General features: G+C 71.2%; 18 protein-coding genes and 4 tRNA genes. 5 read left to right on the top strand and 17 right to left on the bottom strand.

Going from position 1 to position 19,928, the window contains the following annotated elements:
* Nucleotides 1-176 precede the first annotated feature (176 nt).
* Both B5P21_RS07940 and B5P21_RS07935 read left to right on the top strand, forming a co-directional pair.
* Complete coding sequence (locus tag B5P21_RS07940) at nucleotides 177-1,409, top strand: DUF349 domain-containing protein (RefSeq protein ID WP_045528204.1); 1,233 nt, start codon at nucleotides 177-179, stop codon at nucleotides 1,407-1,409.
* A 93-nt stretch (nucleotides 1,410-1,502) separates the two neighbouring features.
* Nucleotides 1,503-2,111, top strand: a complete 609-nt coding sequence (locus tag B5P21_RS07935; protein ID WP_045528205.1) for a type IV toxin-antitoxin system AbiEi family antitoxin — start codon at nucleotides 1,503-1,505, stop codon at nucleotides 2,109-2,111.
* On the opposite strand, the gene B5P21_RS07930 is transcribed toward B5P21_RS07935, so the two are convergent.
* The 16 genes from B5P21_RS07930 to B5P21_RS07855 form a co-directional block, all read right to left on the bottom strand.
* Entirely contained in the window at nucleotides 2,098-4,347 is a 2,250-nt protein-coding gene (locus B5P21_RS07930; protein ID WP_094171008.1) for a RelA/SpoT family protein, read from the bottom strand. The genes B5P21_RS07935 and B5P21_RS07930 overlap by 14 nt on opposite strands.
* Before the next feature lie 103 nt (nucleotides 4,348-4,450).
* Nucleotides 4,451-4,810 (bottom strand): rhodanese-like domain-containing protein, encoded by a 360-nt coding sequence (locus tag B5P21_RS07925; RefSeq protein WP_045528207.1) that lies wholly within the window; start codon nucleotides 4,808-4,810, stop codon nucleotides 4,451-4,453.
* The gene (secF, locus tag B5P21_RS07920) at nucleotides 4,807-5,817 is read right to left on the bottom strand and encodes a protein translocase subunit SecF (RefSeq protein WP_045528208.1); all 1,011 of its coding nucleotides are present in this window, start codon (nucleotides 5,815-5,817) and stop codon (nucleotides 4,807-4,809) included. Before secF ends, B5P21_RS07925 begins: the two co-directional genes overlap by 4 nt.
* Nucleotides 5,817-7,610 (bottom strand): protein translocase subunit SecD, encoded by a 1,794-nt coding sequence (gene secD / locus B5P21_RS07915; protein WP_045528209.1) that lies wholly within the window; start codon nucleotides 7,608-7,610, stop codon nucleotides 5,817-5,819. Before secD ends, secF begins: the two co-directional genes overlap by 1 nt.
* A gap of 129 nt (nucleotides 7,611-7,739) precedes the next feature.
* Nucleotides 7,740-8,123 (bottom strand): preprotein translocase subunit YajC, encoded by a 384-nt coding sequence (gene yajC, locus B5P21_RS07910; RefSeq protein WP_228504134.1) that lies wholly within the window; start codon nucleotides 8,121-8,123, stop codon nucleotides 7,740-7,742.
* Between the two features lie 76 nt (nucleotides 8,124-8,199).
* A complete protein-coding gene (gene ruvB, locus B5P21_RS07905) occupies nucleotides 8,200-9,279 on the bottom strand; it encodes a Holliday junction branch migration DNA helicase RuvB (protein WP_045528211.1) in 1,080 nt (359 codons plus the stop codon).
* Entirely contained in the window at nucleotides 9,276-9,920 is a 645-nt protein-coding gene (gene ruvA / locus B5P21_RS07900; RefSeq protein ID WP_045528212.1) for a Holliday junction branch migration protein RuvA, read from the bottom strand. The genes ruvB and ruvA overlap by 4 nt, the downstream gene beginning before the upstream one ends.
* A 16-nt stretch (nucleotides 9,921-9,936) precedes the next feature.
* Complete coding sequence (gene ruvC, locus B5P21_RS07895) at nucleotides 9,937-10,545, bottom strand: crossover junction endodeoxyribonuclease RuvC (protein ID WP_045530355.1); 609 nt, start codon at nucleotides 10,543-10,545, stop codon at nucleotides 9,937-9,939.
* A gap of 51 nt (nucleotides 10,546-10,596) precedes the next feature.
* Complete coding sequence (locus tag B5P21_RS07890) at nucleotides 10,597-11,364, bottom strand: YebC/PmpR family DNA-binding transcriptional regulator (RefSeq protein ID WP_094171007.1); 768 nt, start codon at nucleotides 11,362-11,364, stop codon at nucleotides 10,597-10,599.
* 77 nt (nucleotides 11,365-11,441) lie between these two features.
* Nucleotides 11,442-12,071, bottom strand: coding sequence for a pyridoxal 5'-phosphate synthase glutaminase subunit PdxT (pdxT, locus tag B5P21_RS07885; RefSeq protein ID WP_094171006.1), 630 nt, complete (start codon nucleotides 12,069-12,071; stop codon nucleotides 11,442-11,444).
* On the bottom strand, nucleotides 12,061-12,963 hold the full coding sequence (gene pdxS, locus B5P21_RS07880) for a pyridoxal 5'-phosphate synthase lyase subunit PdxS (RefSeq protein WP_094171005.1): 903 nt from the start codon (nucleotides 12,961-12,963) through the stop codon (nucleotides 12,061-12,063). The genes pdxT and pdxS overlap by 11 nt, the downstream gene beginning before the upstream one ends.
* Before the next feature lie 13 nt (nucleotides 12,964-12,976).
* Entirely contained in the window at nucleotides 12,977-13,561 is a 585-nt protein-coding gene (locus tag B5P21_RS07875) for an HIT family protein (RefSeq protein ID WP_045528216.1), read from the bottom strand.
* A gap of 2 nt (nucleotides 13,562-13,563) precedes the next feature.
* A complete protein-coding gene (gene thrS / locus B5P21_RS07870) occupies nucleotides 13,564-15,618 on the bottom strand; it encodes a threonine--tRNA ligase (RefSeq protein WP_045528217.1) in 2,055 nt (684 codons plus the stop codon).
* A 160-nt stretch (nucleotides 15,619-15,778) separates the two neighbouring features.
* Nucleotides 15,779-15,853: transfer RNA gene (locus tag B5P21_RS07865), tRNA-Val, on the bottom strand.
* A gap of 13 nt (nucleotides 15,854-15,866) precedes the next feature.
* Nucleotides 15,867-15,937, bottom strand: a tRNA-Cys gene (locus B5P21_RS07860).
* 50 nt (nucleotides 15,938-15,987) lie between these two features.
* Nucleotides 15,988-16,059 (bottom strand) — tRNA-Gly (locus B5P21_RS07855).
* Nucleotides 16,060-16,339: 280 nt separating this feature from the next.
* Between B5P21_RS07855 and B5P21_RS07850 the strand changes: the two genes are divergently transcribed.
* Nucleotides 16,340-16,412, top strand: a tRNA-Val gene (locus B5P21_RS07850).
* A 40-nt stretch (nucleotides 16,413-16,452) separates the two neighbouring features.
* Here B5P21_RS07850 and B5P21_RS07845 read toward each other — a convergent pair.
* Nucleotides 16,453-17,412, bottom strand: coding sequence for a sugar-binding transcriptional regulator (locus tag B5P21_RS07845; protein WP_045528218.1), 960 nt, complete (start codon nucleotides 17,410-17,412; stop codon nucleotides 16,453-16,455).
* 111 nt (nucleotides 17,413-17,523) lie between these two features.
* On the opposite strand from B5P21_RS07845, the gene B5P21_RS07840 reads away from it, so the two are divergent.
* Both B5P21_RS07840 and B5P21_RS07835 read left to right on the top strand, forming a co-directional pair.
* Entirely contained in the window at nucleotides 17,524-19,284 is a 1,761-nt protein-coding gene (locus B5P21_RS07840; RefSeq protein WP_045528220.1) for a glycerol-3-phosphate dehydrogenase/oxidase, read from the top strand.
* A 116-nt stretch (nucleotides 19,285-19,400) separates the two neighbouring features.
* Nucleotides 19,401-19,892: a glutathione peroxidase gene (locus B5P21_RS07835; protein ID WP_045528222.1), complete on the top strand. Its 492-nt coding sequence runs from the start codon at nucleotides 19,401-19,403 to the stop codon at nucleotides 19,890-19,892.
* The last annotated feature ends 36 nt before the right edge of the window (nucleotides 19,893-19,928 follow it).

The following is a 19,928-nucleotide window of genomic DNA, read 5'->3' as shown; positions in this document are numbered from 1 at the left end:
CCCCTGCGAGGCGCGTCGGATCCGCGGAGACCCGAGCATCGGCGGCCCGCCCTGGAGCATGATCGACAGGTCAGCCAGCGCCCGTCGGGAGACGATCGCGCCCGCGAGGCGTGCTCTAGGCTGGCGTGCACGTCTCCGCACCGGTCCGGCCGGTCCTACGAACAAGGTGAGCATCCGTGGCTGACAACGATCAGACCCCCTGGGGCCGCGTCGACGAGACGGGCACCGTCTTCCTGCGCGAGGGCGACGGCGAACGCGCCGTCGGCCAGTACCCCGACGGCACCCCCGAGGAGGCGCTGGCCTACTTCCAGCGCAAGTTCACCGACCTCGCGGGGCAGGTGACGCTCCTGGAGCAGCGCGCCAAGCGCGGCGCCCCGGCCGCCGACGTCTCCAAGGCCGTCGCGCACCTCCTCGAGGCCGTGGACGGCGCCAACGCCGTCGGCGACCTCGCCGCTCTCCGTGCCCGGCTCGACGTCCTCGCCGCCACCGTCGGCGAGCTCACCGAGAAGCAGGGCGAGGAGCAGCGGCAGGTCGTGCAGGGCGCCATCGCCGAGCGCACCGCCATCGTCGAGGAGACGGAGCGCCTCGCGACCCAGGACTTCTCGAAGGTCCAGTGGAAGCAGCTGACCGCCGAGGTCGACGCCCTGTTCGGCCGCTGGCAGCAGCACCAGCAGACGGGCCCTCGCCTGCCGAAGAACGACGCCAACGAGCTCTGGAAGCGCTTCCGCACCGCGCGCTCCACCATCGACACCGAGCGCAAGGCGTTCTTCGCCGAGCTCGACAACGCCCACAAGGACGCCCGCTCCAAGAAGCAGGCCATCGTCGAGCAGGCGCGCGCGCTCGAGCCGCAGGGCGTCGGCGGGATCCCCGCGTACCGCCGCCTCCTCGACGAGTGGAAGCTCGCCGGGCGCGCGGGCAAGCGCTACGACGACGCGCTGTGGGCGCAGTTCAAGGCCGCGGGCGACGTGCTCTACGGCGCCAAGGCCGAGGTCGATGCCGCGGACGACGAGGAGCAGCAGGCCAACCTCCAGGCCAAGCTCGCGCTCCTCGACGAGGCCGAGCCGATCCTCCAGATCACCGAGCGCACGGCGGCGCGCGACAAGCTCACCGCCGTCCAGCTGCGCTGGGATGCGATCGGTCGTGTCCCGCGGGACAGCGTGAAGACCGTCGAGGACCGCCTGCGCAAGGTCGAGACCCACGTGCGCACGCTGGACGAGGAGTTCTGGCGCAAGAACAACCCGGAGACGAAGGCACGCTCCGAGGGGCTCGCCTCGCAGCTCGGCGCGGCCATCGACAAGCTCCAGCGCGAGCTCGACGCGGCCAAGGCCGACGGCGACGCGCGACGCATCAAGGACGCGGAGGAGGCCCTCGCGGCCCGCCGCGTCTGGCTGGACGCCCTCGGCTCCTAACCAGCGCCTCCGCACCGCACGCGACGGCCCGGGATCCTCCACAGGATCCCGGGCCGTCGTCCGTCCGGCGACGCGCGATGGCATGGTGCGCCCATGTCACCCCGCCTCGCGCCCGTCCTGTCCGTCCTCGATCTCCCCCTCGCCGAGCTCTGCTCCGCCCGACTCGACGGCGAGGTGTACGAGGTCGACGCCTGCTACTCCCCCGTCGACGAGCTCGCCTCGCCCTGGCTCCGCGCCGCGGCGCTCGCCGCGCAGGTCCCCTCGCGCCTCATCGCCGAGCGGTCGACCGCGGCCTGGGTGCACGGCGCCGTCCGCACCCCGCCGCGCACCCACGAGTACTGCGTGGACAGCGTCGCGCGCTGCCACCCGCCTGCGCTGCGCAACGTGCGCATCCGCGAGGTCGTGCTCGACGAGCGCGACACCATCGTGCTGGCCGGCCTCCGCGTCACGACGCCGCTGCGGACCCTGTGCGACATCACGCGCACGGTCGCCGACTTCACTCCGGCCCACGAGGCCGCGTGCCTCGGCCTGCTGGCCCTGCCCGGGGTCACCGGGGCCGCCGCGCGGCAGCACCTCGCGGCCTCGGGGGCGCTGCCCGACAAGCGCCGCGCGCTGCTCCGGCTCGAGGCCCTGGACCGCCGTACCGCGTCGTCGGATCGCGCGGACGGCCGGCCGTCCGCGGATCCGGTCAGCCGCCGTTGACGCGGTACACGTCGTACACCGCGTCGATGCGACGCACGGCGTTGAGCACGCGGTCCAGGTGCGTCACGTCGCCCATCTCGAAGACGAAGCGGCTGATGGCCAGGCGGTTCGACGACGTCGAGACGGACGCGGAGAGGATGTTCACGTGGTGCTCCGACAGCACGCGCGTCACGTCGCTGAGGAGGCCGGACCGGTCGAGCGCCTCGACCTGGATGTGCACCAGGAAGAGGCTCTTCGACGACGGCGCCCACTCGACCTCGATCATGCGGTCGGGCTCCGCGCGCAGCGAGTCCACGTTGTGGCAGTTCGCCTGGTGCACGGAGACGCCCGCGCCCCGGGTCACGAACCCGATGATCTCGTCGCCCGGCACCGGGGTGCAGCACTTGGCGAGCTTCACGAGGATGTCCGGCGCTCCGCGCACGAGCACGCCGGAGTCGCTGTTCCGGGACACGCGCGAGCGCTGCGTGACCGCGAAGACCTCCTCGGCCTCCCCGCCGCTGTCGCCCTGGATGGACGAGAGCACCTTCTCGATCACCGACTGGGTGGAGACGTGGCCTTCGCCGACGGCCGCGTAGAGCGCCGCGACGTCGTCGTACTTCATGCTCTGCGCCACGTCCGAGAACGCGTCCTGGTTCATGAGCTTCTGCAGCGGCAGGTTCTGCTTGCGCATGGCACGGGCGATGGCGTCCTTGCCCTGCTCGATCGCCTCCTCGCGCCGCTCCTTGGTGAACCACTGCTTGATCTTGTTGCGGGCGCGGGCGCTCTTCACGAACGCGAGCCAGTCCTTGCTCGGACCGCTGTCGGGGTTCTTCGACGTGAACACCTCGACCACGTCGCCCGTGGTGAGCGGGTTCTCGAGCGGCACGAGCCGCCCGTTCACCTTGGCGCCCATGGTGCGGTGGCCCACGTCCGTGTGCACGGCGTAGGCGAAGTCCACGGGGGTGCCGCCGGCCGGGAGCCCGATCACCTTGCCGTGCGGCGTGAAGACGTAGACCTCCTTCGCGCCGATCTCGAAGCGCAGGGAGTCGAGGAACTCCCCGGGATCCGCCGTCTCGGACTGCCAGTCGGAGATGTGCGCGAGCCAGGCGAGGTCGGTGTCCCCCTGGGGCGACACCTCGGCGGCGCGCCCGCCGTTCATGCGCTCCTTGTACTTCCAGTGGGCCGCGACGCCGAACTCGGCGCGCTGGTGCATCTCGTGCGTGCGGATCTGGATCTCCACCGGGCGGCCCTTGGGCCCGATCACCGTCGTGTGCAGCGACTGGTAGAGGTTGAACTTCGGCGTGGCGATGTAGTCCTTGAACCGCCCGGGCACCGGAGGCCAGCGGGCGTGGATCGCGCCGAGCACGGCGTAGCAGTCGCGGAGCGAGTCGACCAGCACGCGGATCCCCACGAGGTCGTAGATCTCGTCGAACTCGCGACCGCGCACGACCATCTTCTGGTAGATCGAGTAGTACTGCTTCGGTCGGCCGACCACCTTGCCGCGGATCTTGGCTGCGCGCAGGTCGTCGTTGACGCTGTCGATCACCTGCTGCACGAACTCCTCGCGCTGCGGGGTGCGCTGCTTCACGAGGTTCTCGATCTCGACGTAGATCTTCGGGTAGAGCACCGCGAACGAGAGGTCCTCGAGCTCCCACTTGATGGTCGAGATGCCGAGGCGGTGCGCGAGCGGCGCGTAGATCTCGAGGGTCTCCTTCGCCTTCCGCTCGGCGGACGCCGACTCGACGAAGCCCCAAGTGCGCGCGTTGTGCAGGCGGTCGGCGAGCTTGACGACGAGCACGCGGATGTCCTTCGACATCGCGACGACCATCTTGCGCACCGTCTCGGCCTGGGCGCTGTCGCCGTACTTGAGCTTGTCGAGCTTGGTGACGCCGTCGACGAGCATGGCGATCTCGTCGCCGAAGTCGTGGCGCAGCATGTCGAGCGTGTACTCGGTGTCCTCGACCGTGTCGTGGAGGAGGGCCGCCGCGAGGGTCTTCGGGCCGATGCCGAGGTCGGCGAGGATCTGCGCCACCGCGACCGGGTGGGTGATGTACGGCTCGCCGCTCTTGCGCTTCTGGCCCTCGTGCGCCCGCTCGGCGATGGCGTACGCCCGCTCGATGAGGCTCATGTCGGCCTTGGGGTGGTGCAGCCGGGCGGTGCGGATGAGCTGCTCGACGGCGCCGGCGGGCTGCGCCCGGGAGAAGAGACGGGGCACCAGGCGCCGGAGGGAAGCCGTGCTCGAGGTCGTCTCCGTCATCGTTCAGCCTCCCAGGCGTGTGCTGGAGACCAAATTATCACCGCGCCCGAGAGCTCCCGACCACGGGCGGCCGTCGCGACGCGCGGGACGCGACGGACGGGGCTCAGGCGATGCGGCCGGGCTGCCCGTCGTCCACGACGACGTCGCCGCCCATCTCGGACCAGGCGTGCATGCCGCCCGTGACGTTGGAGGCCGCGAATCCGCCGCGCAGCAGCGCCTGCGCCGCGATGGCGGACCGATGGCCCGACCGGCAGACGACCGCGATGTGCTGGTCGGTGGGGATCTCGGCGACGCGCGCCTCCAGCTCGCCCATCGGGATGTGGTGGGCCATGGCGGAGTGCCCGGCATCCCACTCGTCCTGCTCGCGGACGTCGAGCAGCCACGAATCCCGGGTCGCGGTGCGGGCCTTGGCCGTCGCCGCGTCGAGGTCCTCGGGCACGCCCGCGCCCTGCGAGCTCGTCACGACTCCACCGTGACGGCCGCGCGCTCGGCCTGGGCCCGGCTCGCGGCCGAGGCGGCGAGGGCGTCGCCCCGCTTCACCTTGGGCTCGCTCTCGCGGAGGTGCGCGTACAGCGGGGCCGCGATGAAGATCGTCGAGTAGGTGCCGACGATGATGCCGATGAACAGCGACAGCGCGATGTCCCGCAGCGTCCCGGCGCCGAGGACGACGGCTCCGATGAAGAGGATCGAGCCGACCGGGAGGATGGCGACGATCGAGGTGTTGATCGAGCGCACGAGGGTCTGGTTCACCGCGAGGTTCACCGACTGCCCGAAGGTGCGCCTCGACTCCTGCCCGTCCTCCGCGGTGTTCTCGCGGATCTTGTCGAACACCACGACGGTGTCGTAGAGCGAGTAGCCGAGGATCGTGAGGAACCCGATGACGGCCGCGGGCGTGACCTCGAAGCCCGTGATGCCGTAGATGCCGGCGGTGAGGACGAGGTCGTGCAGGAGGGCGATGATCGCGGCCACCGACATCTTCCACGTGCGGAAGTAGACCGACATGACGATCGCCGCCAGCGCGAGGAAGACCACGAGGCCCCAGAGCGCCTGGCGCGTGATGTCCTGGCCCCACGACGGCCCGATGAAGGACTCGGTGACGCTGGACGTCTCGACGCCGTACGCCGTCGCGAGCGCCTGCCGGACGGCGGTGCTGTCCTCGGGCTGCAGCTGGTCGGTCTGGACGCGGACGGCGTCCGACCCCACGGACGAAACGCGCGCCGGGACGGGCGTCACGGTCGCGACCGCCTCGCTCGCGATGTCCTGCGACTGCGACCGCACGCCGCTCACCGTGTACTCGGATCCGCCCGTGAACTCGATCCCGAACGTGAAGCCGCCGCGCAGCAGCGGGCCGAGGATGGAGACGAGGATGCAGATCGCCGCGATGGAGTACCAGAGGCGGCGGCGGCCGACGATGTCGAACGAGCGCTTGCCCGTGTAGAGGTCGTTGCCGAACTCGGAGAAGCCAGCCATCAGTCGTCCCTGCTCGTGTCGTCGGCCCGCGGTGCGTCGATCGTCGCGGTCTTCGTGGATCCGGTCGCCTGGCCCTGGGCGGCCTTGCGCTCGGCGATGGTCTGCCGGCGCGCCGCCTCCTTGGCCGCGGCGGCGTTGCGCCCCGCGGCGGCGGTGGGGGTGCGGAACGTCGCGCGGCCGCGGTAGACGGCACCGAGCGCCCGCGGGTCCAGCCCGCTCATGCGGTGGCCCTCGGCGAAGAACGGCCGGTTCGCGAGCAGCTGGAGGATCGGGTGCGTGAACAGCGACACGACGATGAGGTCGATGATCGTCGTGAGCCCGAGCGTGAGCGCGAAGCCCTTGACGTTGCCCACCGCGAGGATGAAGAGCACCGCGGCCGCCAGGAAGTTGACCGTGTCTGACGCGATGATCGTGCGGAGCGCGCGCTTCCAGCCCTGCTCGACCGAGGAGACGAGCCCGCGGCCGTCGCGCAGCTCGTCCTTGATGCGTTCGAAGTACACGATGAACGAGTCGGCCGTGATGCCGATGGCCACGATGAGCCCCGCCACCCCGGCGAGCGACAGCCGGTACCCCTCCCGCCAGCTGAGCAGCGTGATGAGGAGGTAGGTGATGACGGCGGCGATCACGAGCGACGCGATGGTCACCGTGCCGAGCAGCCGGTACTGCACGAGCGAGTAGAGCACCACGAGCACGAGGCCGATGAGCCCGGCGATCAGGCCGCTGGTGAGCTGCGACGACCCGAGGGTCGCCGAGATGACGTCCGAGCTCTGCAGCGTGAAGCTGAGCGGCAGCGCGCCGAACTTGAGCTGGTCGGCCAGCGCCTTCGCGCTCTCCTGGGTGAAGTTGCCCGTGATGGAGGGCTTGCCGTTCGTGACCACGCCCTGCGTCACCGGTGCGGAGATGACCTCGTTGTCGAGGACGAACGCGAACTGGTTGCGCGGCGACTCGAGCGTGATGAGGCGGGTCGACATGTCGCCGAACTGCTTCGTGCCGTCGCCGTCGAAGACGAGGTTGACGGACCAGGTGCCGGTGCTGACGCCCTGGCTCGACTGCTGGAGGCCGCTCGTGGCATCGGAGATGGTGCTGCCATCGACCTCGACCGGGCCGAGCACGTACTTCGCGGCGCCGTCGTCGGAGCAGGCGATGATCGCGCGGTCGGCGGGGGCCGCCTGGCCGTCGCTCTCCGGGGCCGTCGCGCAGTCGTACGCGGCGAACTCGGCCTGGAGGCGCGGCGTGACCCAGGAGACGTCGCTCGGGCCCGTGGGCTCCGCGGTCGGCTCGTCGGAGAGGGCGGAGGGATCCGGGGTGGCCTCGGCCGCGGGGGTGGAGCCGTCCGCGGGCGCCGATCCGTCGGTGGGGGTGGGCGTGGGCGTCGCGGCGGACGACGCCGTGCCGGCCGCGCTGATGAGCACGGGGCGCAGCTCGAGCTTCGCCGACGACTGCAGGCGCTGCATGGTGGCCGCGTCGGGCTCGCCCGGAAGGCTCACGACGATGTTGCTGCCGCCCTGCGTGGTGATCTCCGCCTCGGAGACGCCGCTCGCGTCGACGCGCTGGCGGATGATCGAGACCGCCTGGGCGAGCTGCTCGCTCGTGGGCCCGGAGGACGCGCCGTCGAGCTGCGGCGCGAGGATGATCTGCGTGCCGCCCTCGAGGTCGAGCGCGAGCTTCGGGGTCCAGGACCCGTTGCTGAACGCCACGCTGGCGGCGTTGCCGCCGGCGAGGAGGCCGATGATGACCAGCAGCCAGATGAGCTTGCGCCTGGCCTTGCGTACCGGTGTGGGCGACTTGGCCACCTGGACACTCGACTTTCTTCGCGGTGCGCCGGCGGGATTCGCGCGGCGCACCGGATGGAGGGGGTGAACGGGTCCGGGCGGCGAGCCGCCCGGGAGGGGCGGGCGACCGGTGGTCGCCCGCCCGGGGGATCAGGAGCGCGCGGTGGGGGCGTCGCCGTCGTCGAGGCGTCGCGAGGCGTCGCTCGTGCCGGTCTCGTCGACCACGTCCGCCGCGGGCGCGTCGTCCACGAGCACGGACGCGTCGTCGGCGACGGTGGGCTCGACCACGCGGGCGATGGTCTGGCGGTGCAGCTTCAGCACCGTGCCGGGCGAGACCTCGAGGTACGCGAGGTTGTTCTCCTCGTCGAAGGAGACGAGCGTGCCGTAGATGCCGGACGCGGTCATGACCTCGGCACCGGGGACCATCTGCGTCTGCAGCGCGGCGAGGTCCTTCTGGCGCTTCCGGCTGTTGCGGAACATGAAGAAGATGAGCAGCGCCAGGACGGCGAACATGATCAAGGTGAACGGGTCCATGCGGGACGGGCCTTTCAGGTGCTGGGAGGTGACGGACACGACGAACCGGCGACGTTCCGCGGGAGGCCAGCTTGAATCATAGTTCATCGCCGAAGAGGGCCCCGGCGGCATCCGACGGACCCGACGCGCGGGCGGGAGCGCCGGGCGATGCAGGGGCCGCGAGGCCGAAGTGCTCCCACGCAGCGGGCGTCGCGACGCGACCGCGAGGCGTGCGCGTCACCAGCCCGATGCGGACGAGGAACGGCTCGACGACCGACTCGATCGTCTCCGCCTCCTCCCCCACGGAGACGGCGAGGGTGTTGAGCCCCACCGGTCCGCCGCCGAATCGCGTGAGGATGCCGCGCATCACGGCGCGGTCGAGGCGGTCGAGGCCGAGCGGATCCACGTCGTAGAGGTCGAGCGCGGCGCGCACGGACGCGAGGCCCGCCTCGGTGCCGTGCACGAGGGCGTAGTCGCGAACCCGGCGGAGGAGGCGGTTCGCGATGCGCGGCGTGCCGCGGCAGCGTCCCGCGATCTCGGCGACGGCCTCGTGCTCGATCTCCAGGTGCAGCATGCGGGCGGCCCGCTCGATCACCTGCTCCAGCTCGTGCGTCTCGTAGAACTCGAGGTGCGCGGTGAAGCCGAAGCGGTCGCGGAGCGGGCTCGGCAGCATGCCCGAGCGCGTCGTCGCGCCCACCAGCGTGAAGGGCGACAGCTCCAGCGGGATGGAGGTCGCGCCGGCGCCCTTGCCCACCATGATGTCGATGCGGTAGTCCTCCATGGCGAGGTAGAGCATCTCCTCGGCGGAGCGCGCCATGCGGTGGATCTCGTCGACGAAGAGGATCTCGCCCGGCACCAGCGCCGACAGCACGGCGGCCAGATCGCCCGCGTGCTGGATCGCCGGGCCGCTCGTGAGGCGGAGCGGGCGGCGGCTCTCCTCCGCCACGATCATGGCGAGCGTCGTCTTGCCGAGCCCGGGCGGGCCCGCGAGCAGGATGTGGTCGGGCGAGCGGTTCTGCATGGCGGCGGCGGTGAGGAGCAGCTCCAGCTGGCCGCGCACCTTGACCTGGCCGACGAACTCGGAGAGCGACCGCGGGCGGAGCGCGCCCTCGAACGCGAGCTCCGCGTCGGACTCCGGGACGGGGCTGGACGCGTCGCCGTGCTCGATGCCACTCACCGGTCGGCCGCCTGGCCGGCGGCGGACGCGCCCGCGGGCTGCTGCGGCCCGAGCATCCCGAGCGCCACGCGCAGGAGGCGGGGCATGTCGGCCGGGAGGCCCTGCTCGGCCGCCGCGGCCACGGCGTCGTCGACCGCGGTGCGGGCCACGCGCTCGGACCAGCCGAGGCCGATGAGGGCCGTGACGACGTCCGCCGTGACCGTCGACGCGCCGGACGCCGTCGGGCGGGTCCGCGGCTGCGTGACGAACAGCTTCCCCGCGAGCTGCAGGACGATGAGCTTGGCGGTCTTCGGGCCGATGCCGGAGACGCGGCGGAACGCGGCGTCGTCCTCCGCCGCGACGGCCTGGGCCATGGCCTCCGGATCCAGGTGCTCGAGCACCGCGAGGGCCGACTTCGGGCCGACGCCCGTGACGCCGCAGAGCAGCTCGAAGGCCCGCAGCTCGTCGGGACCGGGGAAGCCGAAGAGGGTGAGCGAGTCCTCGCGGACGACCAGCGAGGTGAGCACGGTGGCCTCGGATCCGTGCCGCAGCTCGAGCGCGTGCCGTGGCGTCACGGAGACGCCGTAGCCCACCCCGTGCACCTCCAGCAGGAGGGTCTGACCGGAGACGGACAGCACGGTGCCGCGGAGGGAGGAGATCACGCTCCAACCCTACGAGCTAGCGCCGACCCCGCTGCGCACGCTCGGCCGCGAGCCACGCGGACTGCGCCGCGGTCGGTCCCGCGCCCGCCGGCGCGTCCGCGACGGAGGTGCGCGCGGACGGCGGCGGCGTCCCCGCGACGCCGGCGCGGGACATGCCGGCGCGCCACCCGGCGCAGATCGCGAGGGCGAGCGCGTCGGACGCGTCGGCGGGCGTCGGCAGCTCGTCGAGGCCGAGGATCCGCGCGACCATCGTCGCCACCTGCTTCTTGTCGGCCTGGCCGTACCCGGTGACGGCGGCCTTCACCTCGCTCGGCGTGTGCAGGGCGACGTCGAGCCCGCGCCGCGCCGCGCCGACGAGGGCGACGCCCGTGATCTGCGCCACGCCCATCACCGTCGAGAGGTTGTCCTGCGCGAAGACGCGCTCGATGGCGACGACGGACGGCCGGTGCCGGTCCACGAGCTCGTCGATGCCGTCGCCGACCGCGAGCAGCCGGTGGTGCAGCTCGGACGTGGGGCTGGTGCGGACGACCTGCACGTCGACGAGCCGGGCGGACCGGTCGGCGTAGACGTCCACGACCCCGACGCCGCAGCGCGTCAGGCCGGGGTCGATCCCGAGGATCCGCACGGACGTGCCGCTGCCCGCCGTGCCGCTCCCCCGCACCCCGGCGATGAGGGCCTACTCCTCGTCGTCGTCGTCCAGCGCGGCCTGCACGTCGGCGGGCACGTCGCTGTTGACGTAGATGTTCTGGACGTCGTCCAGGTCCTCCATCGCGTCGACGAGCTTGTTCACCTTGCGCGCGGTCTCGAGGTCGACCTCGACCTTGACCTGCGGCACGAACTCGACGTCGGCGGAGTCGTAGTCGATCCCCGCGTCCTGCAGCGCCTGCCGGACGGCGACCATGTCGGACGGCTCGCAGCGGATCTCGAAGACCTCGCCGTGGTCGGTCACGTCCTCCGCACCCGCGTCGAGGACGGCCGCCAGGACGTCGTCCTCGGTCGGCGCCTCGGCGTGCGGCACGGCGAGGACGCCCTTGCGGTGGAAGTTGTAGGCGACGCTGCCCGGGTCGGCCATCGTGCCGCCGTTGCGGCTCATGGCCGTGCGGACCTCGGCGGCCGCGCGGTTCTTGTTGTCCGTGAGGCACTCGACGAGCATCGCGACGCCGTTCGCGGCGTAGCCCTCGTACATGATCGTCTGGTAGTCGACGACCTCGCCGAGCAGTCCCGCGCCGCGCTTCACGGCGCGGTCGATGTTGTCGTTCGGGACGCTGGTCTTCTTGGCCTTCTGCACCGCGTCGACGAGGGTCGGGTTGCCGGACATGTCGGCGCCGCCGATCTTGGCCGCGACCTCGATGTTCTTGATCAGCTTCGCGAACGACTTGGCGCGCCGCGAGTCGATGATCGCCTTCTTGTGCTTCGTGGTCGCCCACTTGGAATGTCCGGACACGGGTGGTTCTCCTTACGCGGCGTCTGCTCGCTGTCAATGATGGACCATCGGCGCACCCCGTCGAGGGACGCGGAGGGTCAGAGGGTGCGGCCCGCGCCCTCGACCATGTCGAGGAAGAGGCGGTGGAAGCGGAGGTCGCCCGTGACCTCCGGGTGGAACGAGGTGCCGAGGAGCGCGCCCTGGCGGACGGCGACGACCCGGCCGTCGTCGAGCGACGCGAGCGCCGATGCCGCGGGGCCCACGGAGGCGACCACGGGCGCGCGGATGAACACGGCGTGCACGGGCGGATCCCCCAGCACCGGCACGTCGAGGTCGACCTCGAACGACGCGGTCTGGGATCCGAACGCGTTCCGCCGCACGGACACGTCGAGCCCGCCGATGCTCCGCTGGTCGTGGATCGCGTCGACGATCTCGTCGGCCAGCATGATGAGGCCCGCGCACGTCCCGTAGACGGGGAGGCCGTCGTCGATGGCCGCACGCAGAAGCGCCGCGATCCCGAACTGGCGCGACAGCTTGTCCATCACCGTGGACTCGCCGCCGGGGATCACGAGCCCGGAGATCCCGGGGAGGTCCTTCGGCTGGCGCACGAGACGGGTCCGGGCGCCGAAGCCCTCGAGCACGCGCACGTGCTCGCGGACGTCCCCCTGCAGCGCGAGGACGCCGACGAGCGGGCTGTCGCCGGGCGTGCCTGCGCTGCTACCAGCCACGCTCGGCGAGCCGGTGCGGGGCGGGGACGTCGGCGACGTTGATCCCGACCATGGCCTCGCCCAGCCCGCGCGACGCCTCCGCGATGGCGTCGGGGTCGTTGAACAGCGCGGTGGCCGTGACGACGGCCTTGGCGCGCGCGACCGGGTTGCCCGACTTGAAGATGCCGGATCCGACGAACACGCCGTCGGCGCCGAGCTGCATCATCATCGCGGCGTCCGCCGGGGTGGCCACGCCGCCCGCGGTGAAGAGGACGACGGGGAGCTGACCCGTCGTGGCGACCTCGAGCACGAGGTCGTACGGCGCCTGCAGCTCCTTCGCGGCGACGTAGATCTCGTCGTGCGTGAGGGCGCTGAGCGCGCGGATCTCGGACTTGATGGTGCGGATGTGCTTGGTGGCCTCGGAGACGTCGCCCGTGCCGGCCTCGCCCTTGGAGCGGATCATGGCGGCGCCCTCGGTGATGCGGCGGAGCGCCTCGCCGAGCGTGGTCGCACCGCAGACGAAGGGGACGGTGAAGCCCCACTTGTCGATGTGATTCACGTAGTCGGCCGGGCTCAGCACCTCGGACTCGTCGATGTAGTCGACCTCGAGGGACTGCAGGACCTGCGCCTCGACGAAGTGGCCGATGCGGGCCTTCGCCATGACGGGGATGGAGACCTCGGCCTTGACCTGGTCGATGAGGTCGGGGTCGCTCATGCGCGCGACGCCGCCCTGCGAGCGGATGTCGGCGGGGACGCGCTCGAGCGCCATGACGGCGACCGCTCCCGCGTCCTCCGCGATGCGCGCCTGCTCGGCGGTGACGACGTCCATGATGACGCCGCCCTTGAGCATCTCCGCGAGTCCGCGCTTGACGCGGCTCGAGCCGACCTGTCCGGGGGTGTTGGTGTCAGTCATTGTGGTCCCTATCCTATTCGCCCGCGGGTGCGGGCCAGGCTGCGGCGATGGATGCGCGCACGTCGCCCAGCAGCTGGGGCAGCGCCTTGGTCTTCGCGATGATCGGCAGGAAGTTGGCGTCCTGCCCCCACCTCGGCACGATGTGCTGGTGCAGGTGCTCGGCGATGCCCGCACCGGCCACCTGGCCCTGGTTCATGCCGATGTTGTAGCCGTCGTTCCGCGACACCTCGCGCACGACCCGCATGGCGGTCTGCGTGAGGGACCCGATCTCGGCGACCTCCTCGGGGGTCGCGAGGTCGTAGGTCGCGATGTGACGGTACGGGCAGACGAGCAGATGGCCGCTGTTGTACGGGAAGAGATTGAGCAGGACGTAAGCACGCTGGCCGCGCGCGACGATCAGCGCGTCCTCGTCCGACATCGACGGCGCGATGCAGAAGGGGCACTCGTCACGGTCCGGCTGCTGCCCCTTCTGGATGTAGACCATGCGGTGCGGGGTCCACAGGCGCTGGAACTCGTCGGGTACGCCCGCGAGGTGGCCGGGGTCGTCGACGCGGACCTCGACGGGCTCGTCCTCTCCCCCGGACTCGTGGTCGGACATCGTCAGACGGGCCACGCGGTCACCACCTGCTCGCGTCGCGCGATGGCTCCCGTGATCCGCTCCACGGCCTCGGCCACGGGCACGCCGTTGACCTGCGTGCCGTCGCGGAAGCGGAAGCTCACGGATCCCGCTGCCCGGTCGTCCTCGCCCGCGATGAGCTGGTACGGCACGCGCGCCTTCGTATGCGTGCGGACCTTCTTGGGCATGCGGTCGTCCGACGTGTCGAGCTGGACGCGGACGCCCTCGGCGCGGAGCCGGTCGAGGACGCCGCCGAGGTACTCCTCGTAGTCCTCGGCCACGGGGATCCCGACGACCTGCACGGGCGACAGCCACACCGGGAACGCGCCCGCGTAGTGCTCGGTGAGCACGCCGAAGAAGCGCTCGATGGACCCGAACAGCGCACGGTGGATCATGACCGGCTGCTTGCGCGTGCCGTCGTTCGCCGTGTACTCGAGGCCGAAGCGCTCGGGCAGGTTGAAGTCGAGCTGGATGGTGGACATCTGCCACGTACGCCCGATGGCGTCGCGCGCCTGGACCGAGATCTTCGGGCCGTAGAACGCGGCGCCCGCGGGATCCGGCACGAGCTCGAGGCCCGTGTCGACCGCGACCTGGCGCAGCGTCTCGGTGGCCTCCTCCCAGACCTCGTCGGATCCGACGAACTTCTCCGGGTCCTTCGTGGACAGCTCGAGGTAGAAGTCGTCGAGGCCGTAGTCGCGCAGGAGCGACAGCACGAACTCGAGCGTGCCCTTCAGCTCGTCGGCCATGCGCTCGCGGGTGGTGAAGATGTGGGCGTCGTCCTGCGTCATGCCGCGCACGCGCGTGAGGCCGTGGATCACGCCCGACTTCTCGTTGCGGTAGACCGTGCCGAACTCGAACAGGCGCAGCGGCAGCTCGCGGTACGAGCGCTGGCGCGACCGGTAGATGAGCACGTGCATGGGGCAGTTCATGGGCTTGAGGTAGTAGTCCGCGCCCTGGCGGGTGATCTCGCCCTCGTCGTTCCGCGCCTCGTCGAGGTGCATCGCGGGGAACATGCCGTCCTTGTAGAAGTCGAGGTGGCCGCTCGTCTCGAACAGGTTCGACTTCGTGATGTGCGGCGAGTAGACGAACTCGTAGCCGGCCGTCTCGTGCCGGCGGCGCGAGTAGTCCTCCATCTCGCGGCGGATGATGCCGCCCTTGGGGTGGAAGACCGCGAGGCCGGATCCGATCTCGTCCGGGAAGGAGAAGAGGTCGAGCTCGGCTCCGAGGCGGCGGTGGTCGCGCTTGAGGGCCTCCTCGATGCGGCCCTGGTAAGCGCGCAGCTCGTCCTTGGTGGGCCACGCGGTGCCGTAGATGCGCTGCAGCTGCGGGTTCTTCTCGGAGCCGCGCCAGTAGGCGGCGGCCACGCGCGACAGCGCCCAGCCGTTGCCGACCATGCGCGTGCTCGGCAGGTGCGGGCCGCGGCACAGGTCGCGCCAGAAGACCTCGCCGGTCTTGCCGTCGACGTTCTCGTAGACCGTGAGCTCCGCGCCGCCGACCTCGACGGACTCGCCGTCCTCGCCCAGCTCCTCGCTGGATCCGCCCTTGAGGCCGATGAGCTCCAGCTTGTACGGCTCCTGGGCCATGAGCTCGCGCGCCTCCTCCTCGGAGACCACGCGGCGCGTGAAGCGCTGCCCCTGGCGGATGATGCGCTCCATGTTCTTGGAGATGGCCTTGAGGTCGTCGGGCGTGAAGGGCTCGGCGACGTCGAAGTCGAAGTAGAAGCCGTCGGTGACGGGCGGCCCGATGCCGAGCTTCGCGTCCGGGTTGATCTGCTGCACGGCCTGCGCCATGACGTGCGCCGCCGAGTGGCGGAGGATCGCGAGCCCGTCGGGCGAGTCGATGCGGACGGGCTCGACGACGTCGCCGGGGGCCACCTCGGCCGCGAGGTCCTTCAGCTCCCCGCCGATGCGCATGGCGACGACGGCGCGGTCCGAGAAGAGCGTGAACCCGGTGCCCGCCTCCGTCGCCTCGACCGGCTGCCCGGTCGTCTCCGCGGGCGCGGCCTCGTCGTGGATCTCGGGCTGGGCGGCGTCTACCACTGCGGGCTCCTTGCGGGACGGGGAGGGAACCGATCCAGACTACCGGCGCGCGACGGGGCCCCTTCGACGGGAGGAGCCGAGGAGCGCCTCGACGGCAGACGGCCATCGGCGCGAGGCACCCGGGAAAAGCAGAAGGCCCCGGTCTCCCGGGGCCTTCTGGTGGTGAGCGATACTGGGATCGAACCAGCGACCTCTTCCGTGTCAGGGAAGCGCGCTACCGCTGCGCCAATCGCTCATGCACTTGCTCGAGGTGGGGACGGGATTTGAACCCGCGTGGACGGCTTTGCAGGCCGCTGCCTCGCCTCTCGGCCACCCCACCACCGGTGATTCCCACCTTGTGAAAGGGAACCCCTTCGGGGCCCCTGTTCGAGCGGATGACGAGATTCGAACTCGCGACCCTCACCTTGGCAAGGTGATGCGCTACCACTGCGCCACATCCGCATTTCGCTCGCTGCCCCCGGCTTCCCGGCGACCCTGCGTGCTCGATGACTCTAGCCGATCTCCCGTCGCGGGTGCAAAACGACGCCCGCCGGAACGCCACCGGCACCGCGCCCGCAGGCCGTTCTCCGCGTGTTCACGCGGATCGGGTGGACGCGCGCTCTACGGCGACCCGGGCGTGTCGCGACGGCGCCCGGCTCCCGCTGGCCCGGCCGACGCCCCGTGACCGCGACCGACCCCGCGGTATGGCATCATGGAGCCGCACCGTCCGCGGTGTGAGCACGGGCGATTGGCGCAGTTGGTAGCGCGCTTCCTTCACACGGAAGAGGTCATCGGTTCGAGTCCGGTATCGCCCACCGAAGCAGCCCCTCCCTCTCCCGCCGCGGATCAGTCGCGTCACGCGAGCAGCGCGCGCGCCGTCCCCTCGTCGAGCACGACGTCGGTCACGAGCCCCGCGGCGAGCGCGCCCCGCACGCTGCGGACCTTGGACGCGCCGGCGACCACGCACACGCGCCGCGGCGCCCTGCGGATGGTCGCGAGATCCGGCCCGCTCGCCCGCGCGTTGATCGCGATGTCGGCCGACGAGCCGTCCTCGCGGAAGAAGACGGTGGACACGTCGCCCACGACGCCGTCGGCGTCGAGCGCCCGCTGGTCGGACCGCTCCAGGTAGCCGCCCGAGTAGACGTGGCTGGGCACGAGGGCGACCGGGGATCCGACGCCGAACAGCACCATGTCCATCCTCTCCTGCAGCTCGAGCACGCGCTTCGTGCTCCGCTCGCGCCACAGCGCCTGCTTGGTCGCCGGGTCGTCGAAGAACGCCGGCACCGGGAACTGCTGCACGGTCGCGCCGTACGCCTGGCCGAACCGGCGGAGGATCTCGCTCGCGTACATGATCCCGGTGGTGCGCACGTTGCCGGCCCCGTTGAGCTGCACCACGAGCGTGTTGTGCGTCGGCTTCGGCACGAGGTAGCGGCTCACCGCGCTCACCGTGGAGCCCCACGCGACGCCGACGACCATGTTCGAGTCGACGTACTGGGTGAGCATCCGTGCAGCGGAGAGGGCCACCCGGTCGACGCGGTCGACGTCGCTCGTCTGGTCCGGCACCGGCACCACGTGCGCGACCACGCCGTAGCGCTCGTGCAGCTGCTCCCCCAGCACCGTCGCCAGGTCGAGCGGCGAGCGGATCTGGATGTCGACGAGCCCCGTCTCCCGGGCGAAGGAGAGGAGGCGCGACACCGACGAGCGGCTCGTGCCGAGCTCGCGCGCGATCGCCTCCATCGTGAGGTCCTGCATGTAGTAGAGGTGCGCCGCACGGAGGGCGTCCTGGGTGCGCTCGTGCGCGATGCCGTCGACCATGACGCGAGCCTTGCACATCCGTGCACGGGCTTCGCATGATCCGTTCGCGGGCGGATGATGGATGCAGACGCGCGCACGATGCGCGCATGCACCGACAGAGAGAAGCCCCTCGTGACCACGTCGAAGAAGACCGACCTGCGGGACAACGTCGCCCGCATCCACGACCGCCCGAGCGCGAAGGTGCTCGTCATCGGCGGCGGCATCAACGGCATCGCGACGTTCCGCGACCTCGCGCTCCAGGGCGTCGACGTCGTCCTCGTCGAGCGCGCCGACTACGGCTCGGGCGCCTCGGCGGCGAGCTCGCACATGATCCACGGCGGCATCCGCTACCTCGAGAACGGCGAGTTCCGCCTCGTCCGCGAGTCCGTCGAGGAGCGCAACGGCCTCATCCGCATCGCGCCCCACTACGTGAAGCCGCTGCAGACGACCATGCCGATCTTCTCCACCTTCTCCGGCATCCTCAACGCGCCCCTGCGCATGCTGACCCACAAGCAGCGCTCCACCAAGGAGCGCGGCGCCCTCCTCATCAGCGTCGGCATGACGCTCTACGACTCCTTCTCCCGCGACGGCGGCTCGGTCCCGCGCCACCGCTTCCGCATCGGCAAGGCCGCCCGCGAGGACATGCCCGCCCTCAACAAGGACGTCAAGTTCACCGGCACCTACTACGACGCCTCCGTGCACGAGCCCGAGCGCCTCGCGCTCGACGTGCTCAAGGACGGCCTGGCCGCGGGCGACCACGCGCGCAGCGCCAACTACCTCGAGGCCGTGGGCGTCGCGGACGGCGGGGTGAAGCTGCGCGACGTGATCTCCGGCACCGAGTTCGTCGTGAAGGCCGACGTCGTCGTCAACGCGTCTGGCCCCTGGACCGACCTCACCAACGAGGCCATGGGCGGGGACACGAAGTTCATGGGCGGGACCAAGGGCTCGCACATCGTCGTCGACAACGCCGAGCTCCTCGAGGCCACCAAGGGCCGCGAGATCTTCTTCGAGAACAACGACGGCCGCATCGTCCTCATCTACCCGCTCAAGGGCCGCGTCCTCATCGGCACGACGGACATCGACGCGGACCCGAGCGAGCCGGCCGTCTGCACCGAGGACGAGGTCGACTACTTCTTCGACCTCGTCAAGCACGTCTTCCCGCAGATCGAGCTCAACCGCGACCACATCGTGTACCGCTACTCGGGCATCCGCCCGCTGCCGCGCCACGAGGACACGGCGCCCGGCTTCGTGTCGCGCGACTACCGCATCGTCGAGACCGAGATCGCGGGCCTGTCCGGCAGCAAGGTGCTGAGCCTGGTCGGCGGCAAGTGGACGACGTTCCGCGCGCTGTCCGCGCACCTCTCCACGGAGGCCACCACGCGCCTCGGCGTCGAGCGCTCGGTCGACACGACCGGCATGCCCATCGGCGGCGGCAAGGACTTCCCGTCCTCCAGCACCGCCCGGGCCCGCTGGATCGCGACGCAGGCCGCGCGTTCCGAGGGCATCGGCACCGAGCAGGTCGACCGCCTGCTCAACCGCTACGGCACCCGCGCCACGAGCGTCATCGACGTCCTCTCCGGACAGCCGTCGACGCCGCTCACGACCGACCCGCAGCTGACGCGCGCCGAGATCGCGTACTTCGCCACGCACGAGGACGCGGTGCACCTCGCCGACGTCGTCCTCCGTCGCACGAACCTCGCGTTCGTCGGCGGCGTGACCCACGACATGCTCGCGGAGATCGCGGACGTCCTCCAGGACGCGCTCGGCTGGACCGGCGAGGAGCGCGACGCGGAGATCCAGGACACCGTCGACACGCTGCTGACGTACCACGGCGTCGATGTCGGCGCCACGAAGGTCGCGGCCGACGCGACCGTCACGGAGTTCGCGAACTAGCACGACGCACGGCGGATCCGATCCGCATCCGGGAGGCCGGTCGCCGAGAGGTGGCCGGCCTCTCCGCGTCCCGGGAGCCGGGAGCCGCTGTCAGGGGACGGGTCTACGTTCGGGCCATGACGCATCCCCGGCTCGACCCGATCCCGCTGACCACTCTCCAGGGCGAGGACACCACCTTCGGCGCGTACGCCGACAAGGTCGTGCTCGTCGTCAACGTCGCCTCGCGCTGCGGCCTGGCGCCGCAGTACGAGAAGCTCGAGCAGCTGCAGCGCACCTACGGGGAGCGGGGCTTCACGGTCATCGGCTTCCCGAGCAACCAGTTCCTGCAGGAGCTCGGATCCGCGGAGGCCATCGACGAGTACTGCTCCACCACGTGGGGCGTCACCTTCCCGATGATGGAGAAGGTCAAGGTCAACGGCCGCTCCGCGCACCCCATCTACGCGGAGCTGACGAAGACGCCGGACGCCGACGGGAAGGCCGGCCGCGTGAAGTGGAACTTCGAGAAGTTCGTCGTCACGCCGTCGGGCGCCGTGCACCGCTTCCGCCCCACGGTCGAGCCGGACGCGCCGGAGATCGTGTCGCTCATCGAGGCCGAGCTGCCCGCTTGAGGGCCGTGCACGTCGGCGATCGCCGGCGCAACTGCG

It is taken from the genome of Clavibacter michiganensis subsp. insidiosus, from assembly GCF_002240565.1.
Taxonomy (GTDB): Bacteria; Actinomycetota; Actinomycetes; order Actinomycetales; family Microbacteriaceae; genus Clavibacter; species Clavibacter insidiosus.
This window is presented reverse-complemented; position numbering and strand designations above follow the sequence as displayed.

What these genes read in the sequence shown, in the direction of transcription:
- B5P21_RS07935 (WP_045528205.1), top strand. Translation starts at nt 1,503, where the DNA reads ATGTCACCCCGCCTCGCGCCCGTCCTGTCCGTCCTCGATCTCCCCCTC.
- B5P21_RS07930 (WP_094171008.1), bottom strand. Translation starts at nt 4,347, where the DNA reads ATGACGGAGACGACCTCGAGCACGGCTTCCCTCCGGCGCCTGGTGCCC.
- secF (WP_045528208.1), bottom strand. Translation starts at nt 5,817, where the DNA reads ATGGCTGGCTTCTCCGAGTTCGGCAACGACCTCTACACGGGCAAGCGC.
- yajC (WP_228504134.1), bottom strand. Translation starts at nt 8,123, where the DNA reads ATGGACCCGTTCACCTTGATCATGTTCGCCGTCCTGGCGCTGCTCATC.
- pdxS (WP_094171005.1), bottom strand. Translation starts at nt 12,963, where the DNA reads ATGACTGACACCAACACCCCCGGACAGGTCGGCTCGAGCCGCGTCAAG.
- B5P21_RS07875 (WP_045528216.1), bottom strand. Translation starts at nt 13,561, where the DNA reads ATGTCCGACCACGAGTCCGGGGGAGAGGACGAGCCCGTCGAGGTCCGC.
- B5P21_RS07845 (WP_045528218.1), bottom strand. Translation starts at nt 17,412, where the DNA reads ATGGTCGACGGCATCGCGCACGAGCGCACCCAGGACGCCCTCCGTGCG.
- B5P21_RS07835 (WP_045528222.1), top strand. Translation starts at nt 19,401, where the DNA reads ATGACGCATCCCCGGCTCGACCCGATCCCGCTGACCACTCTCCAGGGC.